This is a genomic window from Kitasatospora sp. NPDC041917 (assembly GCF_055589745.1).
On the sequence record NZ_JBVJBI010000054.1, the window covers coordinates 1 to 13,750 of the forward strand.

The 13,750-nt window shown below is 75.0% G+C and carries 11 protein-coding genes and 2 tRNA genes; 4 read left to right on the top strand and 9 right to left on the bottom strand.

The window, feature by feature from the left end; all coding sequences use genetic code 11:
• Positions 1 to 13: 13 nt before the first annotated feature.
• Together ACZ6EM_RS36335 and ACZ6EM_RS36340 are read right to left on the bottom strand one after the other, a co-directional pair.
• Positions 14 to 87, bottom strand: a tRNA-Lys gene (locus tag ACZ6EM_RS36335).
• Between the two features lie 74 nt (positions 88 to 161).
• Entirely contained in the window at positions 162 to 1,070 is a 909-nt protein-coding gene (locus ACZ6EM_RS36340) for an NADP-dependent oxidoreductase (protein ID WP_401050954.1), read from the bottom strand.
• Positions 1,071 to 1,229: 159 nt separating this feature from the next.
• Between ACZ6EM_RS36340 and ACZ6EM_RS36345 the strand changes: the two genes are divergently transcribed.
• Positions 1,230 to 2,813 (top strand): Na+/H+ antiporter, encoded by a 1,584-nt coding sequence (locus ACZ6EM_RS36345; RefSeq protein WP_465774282.1) that lies wholly within the window; start codon positions 1,230 to 1,232, stop codon positions 2,811 to 2,813.
• Between the two features lie 196 nt (positions 2,814 to 3,009).
• Complete coding sequence (gene pgi / locus ACZ6EM_RS36350; RefSeq protein ID WP_401050956.1) at positions 3,010 to 4,671, top strand: glucose-6-phosphate isomerase; 1,662 nt, start codon at positions 3,010 to 3,012, stop codon at positions 4,669 to 4,671.
• A gap of 116 nt (positions 4,672 to 4,787) precedes the next feature.
• On the opposite strand, the gene ACZ6EM_RS36355 is transcribed toward pgi, so the two are convergent.
• From ACZ6EM_RS36355 to ACZ6EM_RS36365, 3 genes are all read right to left on the bottom strand, one after another.
• Positions 4,788 to 4,861, bottom strand: a tRNA-Lys gene (locus ACZ6EM_RS36355).
• Positions 4,862 to 4,929: 68 nt separating this feature from the next.
• Positions 4,930 to 5,466, bottom strand: a complete 537-nt coding sequence (locus ACZ6EM_RS36360; RefSeq protein ID WP_401050960.1) for a bifunctional DNA primase/polymerase — start codon at positions 5,464 to 5,466, stop codon at positions 4,930 to 4,932.
• A gap of 206 nt (positions 5,467 to 5,672) precedes the next feature.
• Positions 5,673 to 6,026 (bottom strand): hypothetical protein, encoded by a 354-nt coding sequence (locus ACZ6EM_RS36365; protein ID WP_401050958.1) that lies wholly within the window; start codon positions 6,024 to 6,026, stop codon positions 5,673 to 5,675.
• A 235-nt stretch (positions 6,027 to 6,261) separates the two neighbouring features.
• Between ACZ6EM_RS36365 and ACZ6EM_RS36370 the strand changes: the two genes are divergently transcribed.
• Entirely contained in the window at positions 6,262 to 6,585 is a 324-nt protein-coding gene (locus tag ACZ6EM_RS36370) for a hypothetical protein (protein ID WP_465774283.1), read from the top strand.
• Between the two features lie 9 nt (positions 6,586 to 6,594).
• Here the strand turns inward: ACZ6EM_RS36370 and ACZ6EM_RS36375 are convergent, their stop codons facing one another.
• From ACZ6EM_RS36375 to ACZ6EM_RS36385, 3 genes are all read right to left on the bottom strand, one after another.
• Entirely contained in the window at positions 6,595 to 7,947 is a 1,353-nt protein-coding gene (locus tag ACZ6EM_RS36375; RefSeq protein ID WP_452179048.1) for an AAA family ATPase, read from the bottom strand.
• An 8-nt stretch (positions 7,948 to 7,955) separates the two neighbouring features.
• Positions 7,956 to 9,563: a hypothetical protein gene (locus ACZ6EM_RS36380; protein ID WP_380539095.1), complete on the bottom strand. Its 1,608-nt coding sequence runs from the start codon at positions 9,561 to 9,563 to the stop codon at positions 7,956 to 7,958.
• 70 nt (positions 9,564 to 9,633) lie between these two features.
• The gene (locus ACZ6EM_RS36385; RefSeq protein WP_401051889.1) at positions 9,634 to 10,878 is read right to left on the bottom strand and encodes a hypothetical protein; all 1,245 of its coding nucleotides are present in this window, start codon (positions 10,876 to 10,878) and stop codon (positions 9,634 to 9,636) included.
• Between the two features lie 276 nt (positions 10,879 to 11,154).
• On the opposite strand from ACZ6EM_RS36385, the gene ACZ6EM_RS36390 reads away from it, so the two are divergent.
• A complete protein-coding gene (locus ACZ6EM_RS36390) occupies positions 11,155 to 11,811 on the top strand; it encodes a histidine phosphatase family protein (RefSeq protein ID WP_401051892.1) in 657 nt (218 codons plus the stop codon).
• 89 nt (positions 11,812 to 11,900) lie between these two features.
• Here the strand turns inward: ACZ6EM_RS36390 and ACZ6EM_RS36395 are convergent, their stop codons facing one another.
• Positions 11,901 to 13,523: a tetratricopeptide repeat protein gene (locus tag ACZ6EM_RS36395; RefSeq protein ID WP_401045930.1), complete on the bottom strand. Its 1,623-nt coding sequence runs from the start codon at positions 13,521 to 13,523 to the stop codon at positions 11,901 to 11,903.
• Between the last annotated feature and the right edge of the window lie 227 nt (positions 13,524 to 13,750).

The window sequence follows — 13,750 nt, forward strand, 5'->3', positions numbered from 1 at the left end:
TTCCGGCTGTCTGTGCGCCGCCAGGGACTCGAACCCCGGACCCGCTGATTAAGAGTCAGCTGCTCTAACCAACTGAGCTAGCGGCGCCTGCTGACGTGGAGAACATTACCTGGTCAGCAGCCGAAACTCACAATCGGCCCGGGGCGGGGAGCCGGGCGCGTTCACATGGTCAGCACCACCTTGCCCCGGACGTGCCCGGCGCCGACCAGCTTGTGGGCCTGGGCGACCCGCTCGATCGGGAACGACTCCGCGATCTCCAGCCGCAGCCCGCCGGCCTCCCAGAGCTCGACCAGCTCGGCCAGCCTTCCGGCCGTCCGCTCGCCCCGCAGCCCCCGGACGCCCAGTCGCTCGGCGCCGGGGTAGTCGACCACGGTGCCGATCCGGGTCCGGTCGGCGACCAGTTCGACGGAGGCCTCCAGGGCGCCCCGCCCGGCGGCGTCGAAGGCCGCGGTCACCCCCTGCGGTGCCACCGCCCGGACCCGCTCGACCAGCCCCTCGCCGTAGGTGACCGGCACCGCGCCCAGCTCCCGCAGGTAGCCGTGGTTGCGCTCGCTCGCGGTGCCGATCACCGTGGCGCCCCAGGCCCGGGCCAGCTGGACGGCGACCGTGCCGACCCCGCCCGCGGCGCCGTGCACCAGCAGGGTGTCACCGGGGCCGACGCCGAGCCCGGTGAGCGCCACGTGCGCGGTCTGGCCGGAGGCGGAGAGGGAGCCGGCCTGCTCCCACGGCATCCCGGCGGGCTTGGCCACCAGCCGGTCGGCGTCCACCGTGACCAGGTCGGCCTGGCCGCCCAGCACCCGGAAGCCCAGCACCTCGTCCCCGACCCGCCAGTGCCCGGCGTCCGGGCCGAGGGCGTCCACCACCCCGGCGAACTCGTTGCCGAGGACGAACGGCGGCTCGACCGCCAGTCCCGGCGGGCGGAACCCCTCGCGGATCGCGAGGTCCACCGGCTGCACGCCGGCGGCGTACACCCGTACCCGCACCTCGCCCGGCCCGGGCCGCGGGTCGGGCACCTCGGCGACCCGCAGGACCTCCGGACCGCCGTTCCCCGTCACGGTGACCGCTTTCATGCTGTTCCCGCCCCTTCTCGATCCCTCCGATGTCGACGATCATCCGACCTGAAGTGTGCTTGAGGTCAAGTCATTGTTCAGCGTGTCGACACCGATGGGCGCATTGTCAGATTTATCCTGGGCGGCGCTCAGCCGTCCGTCGTCGAGAGGAACCTCCCCGTGGGCCAGCTGCCCCTGTTCTTCCTGGTGCTGCTCGCCTCCGTGGTGACCATGCCGCTCGGTCGGAGGATCGGCGTGCCGCAACCGGTGCTGATGACCCTGCTCGGCATCGTCATGGCGCTGGTCCCGCAGATCCCGGACGTCACCATCGAGCCCGAGCTGATCCTGCCGCTGGTCCTGCCGCCGCTGATCTTCGCGGTGGCCCGGCGCTCCTCGGTGCGCTACTTCAAGGCCAACGCCCGCTCGATCCTGCTGCTGGCGGTCGCCCTGGTGGCGGTCACCACGGTCGCCGTGGCCGGCACCGTGCACTGGCTGCTGCCCACCCTGCCGCTGGCCGCCGCCATCGCGGTCGGCGCGCTGGTCTCCCCGCCCGACCCGGTCGCCGCCGTCGCGGTGGCCGGGAGCGTCGGGCTGCCCCGCCGCCTGGTGGCGATCCTGGAGAGCGAGGGGCTGTTCAACGACGTCACCGCGATCGTCATCTACTCGCTGTCCATCGAGGCCATGGTCAGCGGCGACTTCTCGGCCGGCGACGCGGTGCTGCGCTTCGTGCTGTCCGCGGTGCTGGCCGTGGTGGTCGGCGTCGCGCTCGGCTGGGTCAACACCCGGCTCGCCGAGCGCCTGGACGACCCGACCCAGCAGGTCGCGCTCAACCTGCTGGTGCCCTTCGCCGCCTACACCCTGGCCGAGGAGATCCACGGCTCCGGCGTGCTCGCCGTCGTGGTCTGCGCGCTCTACCTCGCCGAGCGGGCCTCCGACGCGGACGCCGTCTCCTACCGGCTGGTCGGCAACGCCTTCTGGGAGGTGGTCGAGATCCTGATCACCGGCGTCGCCTTCGGCCTGATCGGCCTGGAGCTGGCCACCGTGCTCAAGGAGGCCGGCCGCGGCTGGACCGGATTCCTCGGCGACGCCGCCGTGGTCATCGCCGTGGTCGTCCTGGTCCGGCTGCTCTGGCTGCTGCCGGCCGGCTGGCTGTCGAAGAAGCTGCGCTCCGGCGACGACGAGGACACGCCGTTCAGCTGGAAGGAGAGCATGATCCTCTGGTGGTCCGGCATGCGCGGGGTGGCCACCGTCGCCCTGGCGCTCGCCATCCCGCTCACCCTGCACTCCGGCGAGAACTTCCCCGAGCGCGGCCGGCTGGTCTTCATCGCCTTCAGCGTGGTGCTCTTCACCCTGCTGGTGCAGGGCCTCACCCTGCCCTGGCTGGCCAAGCGGTTCGAGCTGGACATCGACCAGGACAAGCACGAGCAGGCCGTGCGCCAGCTCTGGTGGCGGGCCGCCAAGGCCGGGCTCAGCCGGCTCGGCGAGCTGGAGGAGCAGGACCGGCTGCCCGCCGAGGTCGCCGACCGCCTGCGGGACCGTCAGCACGACCGGCTGGCCCGGCTCTGCCCGGAGAACTACGCCGAGGAGGAGGCCGCCGAGGCCAAGCTGCGGATGGCCCAGTGGCGCGCCGCCCGGGACGTCGAGCAGGAGATGATCGCCGCCTCCCGCCGCGAGATGCTCGCCGCCCGCAGTGAGCTCGGCGCCGATCCGGAGCTGGTCGACCAGGTGCTGCGCGGACTCGACCTGCGCTCCGAACGGAAATGACGGGGCGTCCGCTCCCCGCGGGCGCACCGTCCGCGCCCGCGGGGCGGAATGTGCGCGACCGGCCCCGGGGTTGCATAGGCTGAACCCGGGCAGGCCGTCAACGGAGTCGGCGCACCACCAGTACCCGCACGACCTCGGCGAACCCTCACGCCTGGCCCTGCCGGTTTCTGCACCCAGATGAATCGAGGACCCACCGATGTCGGAGACCCGCGCCGACGCCCGCACCCCGCTGGACCGGACCCCGCAGTGGGCCGCCCTGGCCAAGCACCGGGCCGAGCTGGGCGACACCCACCTGCGTGAGCTGTTCGCCGCCGACCCCGAGCGCGGCCGCCGCCACACCCTCCGGGTCGGCGACCTGCACGTGGACTACGCCAAGCACCTGGTCACCGACGAGACGCTGGAGCTGCTGCGCGAGCTGGCCGCCGCCACCGGCGTCGCCGAGCTGCGGGACGCCATGTTCCGCGGCGAGAAGATCAACAACACCGAGCACCGCGCCGTCCTGCACACCGCGCTGCGCGCCCCGCGCGGCGCCGTGATCGAGGTCGACGGCGAGAACGTGGTGCCCGAGGTGCACGCCGTCCTCGACAAGATGGCCGCCTTCGCCGAGCGGGTCCGCAGCGGCGAGTGGAAGGGCCACACCGGCAAGCCGATCCGCGCCGTCGTCAACATCGGCATCGGCGGCTCCGACCTCGGCCCGGCGATGGCCTACGAGGTGCTCCGCTCCTACGCCAAGCGCGACCTCGACGTCCGCTTCGTCTCCAACGTCGACGGCGCCGACCTGCACGAGGCGGTCCGCGACCTCGACCCGGCCGAGACGCTGTTCATCGTCGCCTCGAAGACCTTCACCACCATCGAGACCATCACCAACGCGGTCTCCGCCCGCAACTGGCTGCTCACCGGGCTGCGCGCCGACACCGACGCGGTGGCCAAGCACTTCGTCGCGCTGTCCACCAACGCCCGGGGCGTGCAGGACTTCGGCATCGACACCGCCAACATGTTCGAGTTCTGGGACTGGGTGGGCGGCCGCTACTCCTACGACTCGGCGATCGGCCTGTCGCTGATGATCGCCATCGGCCCGGACGCCTTCCGCGAGATGCTGGACGGCTTCCACCTGGTCGACGAGCACTTCCGCACCGCCCCGCCCGAGCAGAACGTCCCGCTGCTGCTCGGCCTGCTCGGCGTCTGGTACGGCGCGTTCTTCGACGCCCAGGCGCACGCGGTGCTGCCCTACTCGCACTACCTGTCCAAGTTCACCGCCTACCTCCAGCAGCTGGACATGGAGTCCAACGGCAAGTCGGTGACCCGCGACGGCACCCCGGTGGACTGGCAGACCGGCCCGGTGGTCTGGGGCACTCCCGGCACCAACGGCCAGCACGCCTACTACCAGCTGCTGCACCAGGGCACCAAGGTCATCCCGGCCGACTTCATCGGCTTCGCCAAGCCGGTCGCCGACCTGCCCCCCGGCCTGGTCGCCCAGCACGACCTGCTGCTGGCCAACTTCTTCGCCCAGACCCAGGCGCTGGCCTTCGGCAGGACCCCGGAGGAGGTCGCGGCCGAGGGCGTGCCCGCCGATCTCGTCCCGCACAAGACCTTCAAGGGCAACCACCCGACCACCACCATCCTGGCCGGCGAGCTGACCCCCTCGGTGCTCGGCCAGCTGGTCGCGCTCTACGAGCACAAGGTGTTCGTCCAGGGCGCGATCTGGAACATCGACTCCTTCGACCAGTGGGGCGTCGAGCTGGGCAAGGTGCTCGCCAAGCGGATCGAGCCGGTGCTGCTCACCGGCGAGGGCGCCGAGCAGCTGGACAGCTCCACCGCCGAGCTGGTCGCCCGCTACCGCGCGCTGCGCGGCCGCTGAGCCCGGGTCGGGCCGTCCGCTCCGGCGCGGGCGGCCCGGTCGCCCGGGGCCTCGGGCGACCGGGCCGGAAACGCCGGAAGGCCCTTCGCTCTCGCGAAGGGCCTTCCGGCTGTCTGTGCGCCGCCAGGGACTCGAACCCCGGACCCGCTGATTAAGAGTCAGCTGCTCTAACCAACTGAGCTAGCGGCGCCTGCTGACAGAGAAGACTGTAGCAGCGCCGTGCGGCCGAGCCAAAATCGAATACCGGCCGCCCCGCGTTCACCCTCCGGTCACGACGGGCGCCCCGGTGGGAACCGGCTCGCGCGCCGCCCGCACGCAGGCCCAGAGCACCACCGCGGCGCCGGGCAGCCGGGGACTGCGCTGTTCGGGTGCGACGATCCACCGGCCGGCGCCCTGCCCGGGGGAGTCCGGGCTGTTCACCATCCGCTGCAGGGGCGGCACGGTCACCGCGTCGCCCCTGCCGTGGCACAGCAGCGGCGGCACGTCCCGGGCCCACTCCTCCCAGGCCAGCAGCCGGCGCAGCCGGGGCGCGGCGCCCGGCTGGACGAACAGCAGCATCCGCCCCCGGTGGACGGCCACCGGCCCGCAGCCCGGTCCGGAGGCCCACAGCTCGTCCAGCACCCGGCGGCCGAACAGCGCCGGCATGCTGATCACGTCGAAGGCGCGCCCGCAGGGCAGCACCGACGGCGCCCAGGGGCGGCTCTCCCACAGGGCGCGCATGCTGCGCGGGTACTCGCTGGCGGAGGCGAGCCAGGCCTCGCCGGCCGCGCCGACGTACTCCACCGACGGGTGCATCACCGACGGGTATGTCGCCGACGGGTACGTCACCGACTGCTGCGTCACCGACTGCTGTGTCCAGATCTCCACGGGGAGCAGCCTGCGCGGTGCCCGCCCGCGCCGGGACGGAAAGCACGGTTCGCCGGACAGCGCGGCGGGGGACGGCGTACCCTTCCCCGCCGCGCATATGCCAGTGGCCCGTGTCCGGCGGACGGGCGCGGGGCTCAGTCCTCGTGCCGGCGCGGCTGGAGCAGGCTGCGGCCGTACTCGATCATCTTGGCGGCGTAGTCCGGGGTCCAGTCCGCCCGCCGGGCGACCTCGGCGTCGGACAGCGCGTCGAACCGGCGCGGGTCGGCGAGCTGCGCGGCGGCGACCGCCTGGAAGTCCGTGGCCCGCTCGGCGGCGGCCCGGAAGGCCAGGGCCAGTTCCGTGGAGCGGCGCAGCAGCTCCGCCGGGTCCTCGATCGACTCCAGGTCGAAGAATCGTTCCGGCTCGGGTTCGGCGGACTGCGGCTCGAACAGCAACTGCACCGGACGCAGGCGCCTGGTGGGCTCGGACGACTCTGGGGAGTCGGGCATGGACGGACACCTCCGGGTCTCGGGTGGGGGGAAAGAATCTGCTCCGGGCCGCGCCGCCCGGTCGTGGCCGCCGTCCATTGTCTCGCGGCGGTGGCCGGTAGCGGAACGGTGCGCACCCGAGCGCTATTCCCCGGCCCGCGCCGGGCGTGCGCCTCCCGCGCCGCGCTTCCGGATCGCATGCGAACCGGTTGTCCCGGTGTACCCGGTCGTCCGACGAAGCTGGAGAGAACCCCCCATGCGAGTGAGAAGAGGCCTCACGGCCCTCGCCCTGTCCGTCCTGTCCCTGCCGGGCGCGCTGCTCGCGGTCGCCGCCGTCGCCCCGCCCGCCGCGGCCGCCGAGACGGCCCTGGTGGTCACCGGGGAGCCGAGCGGCGCGGACGGCGTCTCGACGGCGACCTGCCCGTCCGGAACCCACCTGACCGGCGGCGGCTACCGGCTCCAGCCGGACGCGGACGGTCCGGTGCGCGCCACCGGCCCCACCGCCGACGGGCGCGGGTGGAGCGCACAGACGGAGCGGGGCCCGGTGGTGGCGTTCGCGGTCTGCGAGACCGAGGACTGACACCGGCGGCTACCTCAGGTGGACCCGGTGGCCGCCCAGGTGGTGCAGCACCTGGTGGTTGGCCTCCCAGCCGTCCGGAAAGGTCACCGGCACGCCCAGCTGCACCGGCTCGGTCGCGGGGTGCTCGTCCAGCAGCTCGGCGATCCCGGCCCGGGCCACCACGATGCAGGCGTGCCGGTGCCGGGAGGCGAGCACGCAGAGCCGGCCGGTCTCCAGGTGGAAGGCGGTCGCGTCGGGGCGCCCGGAGAGCGGGTGCAGCACCACGGTGACGTCGTACTCGCGGCCCTGGAGGCGGTTGGCGGTGTCCACCGTGACGGCCGGACCGGCCGCGCCGTCCACCGGCACGCCCGCCTTGAGCAGCGCCGCGCGCACGGCCGCCGCCTGGTCCCGGTGGGCGGTGCCGACCGCGACCCGGTCCGCGGTGAGCGGGGCCTCGCCCTGCTCGGAGTGGGCGGTCAGCCCCCGCTCCAGCAGCCGGCGGACGGTGGCCGCGACGGCCGCCACGGCCTGCGGGTCGGTCCGTACGGTGTGCCGGGCGGGCAGCTCCAGCAGCGCCCAGCCGTGCTCGGCGGCCCGGTCGATCACCGCGTCCAGGGCCGAGCCGTCCGGGCGCACGGAGGCCGTCAGCCGGCGGTCGTCCGGGCCGGTGCCGGAACGGAACGGCGTGTACGGGTAGAAGGCCCGTGAGATCAGCGGCGCGGCGCTGGCGGGCAGCCGCCAGGAGACCGGCAGCCGGTGCGGCTCGATCTCCGGGTTGTGCGCCAGCATGGTGACCACCGCGCTGCCGGACGGGTCGTACGACAGCCCGGCCCACTGCTCGGTGCCGACCACGGTGAACGGGTCCAGCTGGCCAGGGTCGCCGACGAACAGCGCCCGCTCGAACAGCCGGGCCACCGCGAGCAGGGCGTCCGAGCGCATCTGGTACGCCTCGTCGACGATCGCGTGCCGCCACGGGGCCTCGGCCCGCACCCACTGCCACTTGGCCGAGGTGGAGATCACCACGTCGTGTTCGACCAGGTCGGCGACCTTGTCGGAGGGCGTCACGTTGGCGTGCTTCAGCACCTCCGGGCCGGGCCGGGAGTCCGCGGCGTGCAGTCGGCCGATCGTCAGCTCCGGCGCCTTCCCGGCCAGCCGGCCGACCAGGTCGTCCACCTGGCCGTTGGTCTGGGCGACGATCATCAGCCGCTCGCCGGCCTCGACCAGCTCGCGCGCGGCCCGCACCACGAGCGTCGACTTCCCGGCGCCGGGCGGGGAGTCCACCACCACGCCGCGCGGGGCGCCGGCCGGCGGCCGGACGGTGGCCGCCAGGATCCGGGCCACCGCGGCGTCGGCGGCCTCGCCCGGGGCCTGCTCGGGGGTCATCGGACGGCTCACTCCCACTCCTCGGAGACGGACGGGGCGGACGGGGCGGGTACGGGCGCGGCGCCGGGCGGGCCGCCGTGGGTCCAAGGGGTGTCGTCCGGCTCGGGCAGCGGCGCGGACTGGCGCACCGTCAGCTCGAACAGGGTGAAGGTGACCGACTCGCCGGGCTCGGGCAGGCTGCCCGGCTCCGGCTCCTTCCGGCGGCCCATGCCGGAGAGCACCCGCAGGGTGAGGGTGCCCCCGGCGGTGTCCACCGCGACGATCTCCGCCTTCTGCGCGGACGCGCCGTGCACGCGGTGCACCTCGCGGCCGAGGTCCGCGTGCGGACGGTCGGCGGTGCGCAGGGTGACCAGCGGGCGCGGCTTGGGGGAGCGGCCGGTGGTGTCCCAGTCCGGCACCACCTCCGTGACCACGCCGCTGAACGCCTCGCCGGCCAGCCGGTGCTCGGCCATCGCCAGCGGGTCGTCCAGCGCCTCCTGGACGTCGAGCCGGGCCTGCTCGCGTTCGCGCTGGGCGAGCTTGCGGGCGGCGGTGACGGCGTCGTCCTGCCGGGGCTGCGGCGGCTCGCCGGCCGCCAGCCGGTCCCGGTGGCCGGTGTAGGACCAGCGGTCGCCGGTCCAGCGTTCCTCCAGGTGACCGGCCGGCGGCAGGGTCCGCAGCAGGTCCAGGCCCTGCCAGACGTCCCGCCAGGTGGGCAGCAGGACGGTCGACAGCGCCTCCTCCAGCGCCGTCACCGCGGCCCGCACGGCAGCCCGGGCGCGTGCGGCGGCGGCCTCGTCGCGCTGCTCGGTGCTGTGCTGCAGGGCGCCCACCGCGGAGTCGTAGCGGGTGATCGCCGGGGCGAGCACGAACTCGTCGAAGCGGGGGTCGGTCGTCGGCCCGGCCGGCGGGTGCAGCAGCTGCCCCCGGTCGTCCCGGGCGGACTCGGCCAGCTCGGCCGCCTGCGCGCCGGTCAGACCGGCCGGCGGGTGGTGCCAGGCGAGCCGGGCCGCCAGGTGCTGGTCCTCCAGGTGGCTCTGGCCGGTCGCCCAGTGCCGGGCCAGCAGGCCGGTCATCGGCAGCAGCAGCGAGGACCCGGGCACCTGGGCGCGGTCGGTGAGGTGGGTCAGCCAGCGGCCGAGCAGCGGCACCCGGACCGGCGCCGGGTACGGGCCCGGCTCCGCGTCCTCGGCGGTGCGGCGGAAACGGGTCGAGCGGCCGATCAGGGCGAGGTGGTGCACGCCCGCGCCGTTCGGCACGATCAGCTGCGGGGCGTCCGCGCACAGCTCGCGGAACACCTGGGTCTTCTCGCCGCTCTCCGGGTCCTTCTCGGAGCCCTCGATCTGCTCGACGTCCTCGGCGAAGGACTCCAGGTAGGGCAGCAGGTCGGCGGCCAGCTCGGCCAGGAAGTCGAACCGCAGGGTGCGGTTGAGCGGCTGCGGCACCAGGTGCAGCCGGGGCGCGTCCCGGTCGGTGCCGAGCAGCACCGCGAGCGGCGCGCCGGACTCGCCGGCGGCGGTCAGCGGGACCAGCACCATCGGGCGGTCGGACAGGTGCCGGTGCCGGACGGTGGCCAGCGGCTCGGCCCGGCCGCTGCGGACGGCCTCCAGCCGGGCGAGGGTGGTGAGCAGACTCATGCGCCCGCCCCGCTTCGCCCGGCGGTGCTCTCGCGGCCCTCGGCCGGGGCCGCTCCCGCGTCGCGCCCGCTCATGCGACGGCCCCCGGGGCGCCGGCTCCGGCGGCCGTGGCTGCCGCGGCCGCCGCTTCCAGGGCCTCGGCGCGCAGTGCGGCCGCGTAGGCCAGGCGTTCGGCGGCGTCGTCCGCGCCGTCCAGGTCGTCGCCCTTGGTGCCGGCGGCGGCCAGCGCCCCGGACACCGTCCGGATGCTGCCCAGCTCGCCGCGCACGCCCCGGCCGAGCTGCTCGACCCGGTCGCCGCAGCGGGCCCGGGCACGGCAGTGGAAGCCGAGTTCGCAGGTGGAGAGGCAGTCCGGGCTGTACGCGGCGGGCACCGCCTCGACCGAGGCGGCCAGCTGCTCGGTGGTCCGGGCCGGCGCGCCGTCCTCGTCGGCGGCCAGGTCGAAGCCGGCGTCCGGCGGCAGCGCCTCCAGCAGCCGGCCGATGCCGGTCATCCGGCTCAGCTGGCGCCGGGTGGTGGCCAGTTCGCGGCGGACGTCCACGGCCACCGCGGTCGGCCGGTTGCCGAAGTCCTTCGGGCAGACCAGCAGCACGCTGGTGCGCGGGCTGCCCGCGAGCCGCTGCTCGGTGTACGGGTCCCCGGCGAGCGGCTGCCCGGCCGCCGCGGCGGCGGCCTGCTGGAGCGCCAGCACGTACACGGCGGCCTGCCGGGCGGCGGCGCCGACCTTGGCCGGGTCCGCGCTGCCGTCCAGCACCGGGAAGGACTTGATCTCGACCACGGTGCACCGCCCGCCGTGCACCACCAGGGCGTCCGGCTCCAGGTAGGCGGTGCTGCCGGCCACCGCCAGGCGCAGCATCGGGTGGTCGAGCAGCGTCCAGGCCTCCGGGTCGGCGGCGGCCGCGGCCAGTGCCTCGGCCGTCCGGTCGGCGCGTACGGCCGGGCCGGAGCGGTGCAGCAGGTCCGGCACCCGGAGCGGGGCCCGGTCGTCCGCCGGGAGGCCCAGGTGGTGGCGCAGCGGCTCCAGCAGCGGGGCGTAGCCGTCCGCCTTCAGCCGGGACTCGAAGATCACGCCGCGGGCGATGGCGAAGGGGGACTGGCCGAAGGGGGCGGGCCGGCCGAGCCGGGCCGCCAGCGCGGACTTGTCCACCCCGGCCGCGTCGAGCACGGCGCGGCGGTGGCAGCCCGGATTGGCGGCGAGCGCGGCGAGGGAGCGGGCGTTCAGACTGCGTTGCGGGGCCGGTCCGCGCAGCTCCGCGAGCCGCTGGGCGAGCGGCTCAGCGGGCCCGCCCGGCGGGACGTTCGTCGAGACGTTCATGGTGCGGCCCAGTGTCGCATCCGGGTCCGACAACGCGGTGCGGACCGGCCGTTGGACGACCGGGCGGCACGGCGGTCGACACGCCGGCCGGTGCACCGGCCGGCACCCGGGGCGGCCGTGGTCGGACCCCCCGGCGGACCGCGCCCGCCGGCGTGCGGCCGCGCCCGCCGCCGCGGCCCCGCGATCGTGGCCGCCGTCCGGGTGGGGGATCATGGAGCCCGGTGCTCAATGGTGAGACCGACCGTTGCCACCGCCCTGCTGTCGCTAGGAGCCCCCATGCCCGCCCGCATCGTGCTGGTCCGCCACGGCGAGACCGAGTGGTCCGCCACCGGCCGCCACACCGGCCGCACCGACATCCCGCTGACCGAGGAGGGCCGCGCGATGGCCCGGGCCCTCGGTGCCCGTCTCGCCAAGGCCCCCTGGAACGGGCTGCCGGACGCGCTCGTCCGCACCAGCCCGCTCGGCCGGGCGAAGGAGACCTGCGAGCTGGCCGGTTTCGGCGACCGCGCCGTGGAGCGCCCGGAACTGATGGAGTGGGACTACGGCGCGTACGAGGGCCGCACCGGCGCGGACATCCGGGCCACCGACCACCCCGGCTGGCTGATCTGGCGCGACGGGGTGCCCGGCGGCGAGAAGCTCTCCGACGTGGCCGCCCGGGTGGACGCCTTCCTGGCCGGCCTCAACGAGGAGCACGGCGTCCCGGAGCCGGACACCACCGTGATGCACTGCGCCGACCGGGACGTGGTCCTGTTCGCGCACGGCCACCTGCTGCGCATCCTGGCCGCCCGCTGGCTGGGTCTGCCGCCCGAGTTCGCCCAGCGGTTCAAGCTCGGTACGGCCGCGCTCTGCGTGCTGTCCTGGGAGTACGGAGCGCCGGCGGTGGAGATCTGGAACGACCTGTCCCACCTGGACGGTCTGACCGCCGGGCACTGACCCCGGGCGGGCGCCGACCGCGCCGGTTCCCGGTCCGCCGGGCGGCTCGGGGCTTCCCGCGGGGGTCCTGCCCGGGCCCTGTGCGGGTCCTACGCGGCCGCCGCCCGGTCGTAATCGGTCAGGAACCGGCGCACCTCGGGCACCGCGACGTGCCGGCGCAGCCGTCCCGCGGTGTCCGCGAGCATGCTCCGGATCCGGGCCGAACCGACGGCGTCGAACAGCGCGACGGCGGCCGAGCCGTGGTGCGCCGCGCCCGCCAGGTCCCCGCGGCCGAGCCGGTCGTGGGCCAGCTCGGCGGTGTACAGCACCCGGTTGCGGACGAAGTGCGGCTCCTGGAGCGTTATCGCCAGCACGGCCTGCTCGCTGGCGCGGTCCCAGTCGCCGAGCGCCGACCAGCACTGCGACTGGAGCCCGGCGATCTCGGCCTCGCCGAAGAAGGACATCCACTCCGGGTCCCGCGCACCGGGGCCCCGGTCGAACAGGGCGTACGCCCGGCCGAGGGCGCGCTCGCAGGAGGCGCGGTCCTGGAGCAGGGCCCAGGCACCGGCCTCGCGCATGGTCAGCAGGGCGAGCAGCCGCTCGGAGTCCAGCTCCCGGGCGGCGACCTGCCCGGCCTGGGCGGCGCGCAGCGCCTCGCGCGGGCGGCCGGCGTCCCGGGCGAGGAAGGCGCTGTTGCAGAAGACGTGCGCCTCCAGGCCGGAGTCCCCGGCCATCCGGGCGGTGGCGAGCGCCTCGGAGTAGAACGAGCGGGCGTCCGCGAGACGGTTCGAGTCATGGGCCAACCAGCCGACGGAGATGGCGAGTTCACCCGCCCCGGCCTGGAGTCGGCGCTCCGTCTCGGCGCTGTACTCGCACTCGTTGAGCAACACGTAGGCGTTGCGCAGCGACCGCCCGGCGAGCTCGTACAGGGCGTCGGCGCCGTGCGCGTCGTCGGCCAGCCGGATCTCCCGGACGGCCTGTTCGACGCCGAACACCTCGGCGGCGCCGACCCGGCGCGACGGCGCCACCGGCCCGGGGCGGCCGGGCACCAGCGGTTCGCCGCCGAGCAGCGACGGTGCGGTGAACTCCGCACCGGGGAAGGCGCCTCGGCCGGTGAGCGCACCGGAGGCGCCGTCGGCACCGGCCTGCCGGCCGGCGGCCGATGCGGGTCGGTCGATGCCGATCACGGCGGCCAGCGCGGTGGTGCCGCCGGCCAGGAACGTACGGCGACGCACGTCGTCGTTCTCCTCGTCGAGATAGGGCGATCCATCGAGCCCCCGGGGCGCCGTCCCGGGACTCGGCCACGGGGGCCCGTCCGGAGCGGCTGGATCCGCGTACGGCGAGGCAGCGTACGGGAGTTGAGTGGAGAGTGGTGAGCGCGGGGCGGGCGGGGGCGGGAACGTCGGGTGGAGCGGAGGCGGTTCGCTCCACCCGCCGGATCCGGCCACCGGGCGGCGGCGGACGGAGGTCCGGGGGGCGAAGCCGAGGTCGGTGAGCGTGCGGTCCGGCCACATGTGCCGGAACACCCGCTCGTAGGCGTAGTTGGGGCAGCGGATCTCACCGGATTCGACCCGTCCGACGTAGCGGGCGTCGCAGGACACGTGCTCGCCGATCTCGCGGGCGGCCCTGCGGACGGCCGTGGCGAACTCGCCGGGTGAACGGTCGCCGCGCAGTGCGCGCATCACGGGGTTGGGGGACGGTCGGTTCGGCTCGGCCGGTGGGGTGGCTGCCATGGCGCCGAGAGTACTCGGAGTCACCGAGCGGCCACATTCGGTTGGCTGGACATTCAATGTCAATACAGGGCAAAAGGGGCGATGTTGCTGGGTATCCGCCATGAAATGCCATGCCTTGCTGTAATGCGCCCCGTGGCCTGCGGCGCTGGCCCCGCGTTGTCCTGGTACGCGGAAAAAGCCCATGCCGTCGCCCCGGCCCGTCCCAGCCCGGCGGCCCCGCCCAACGG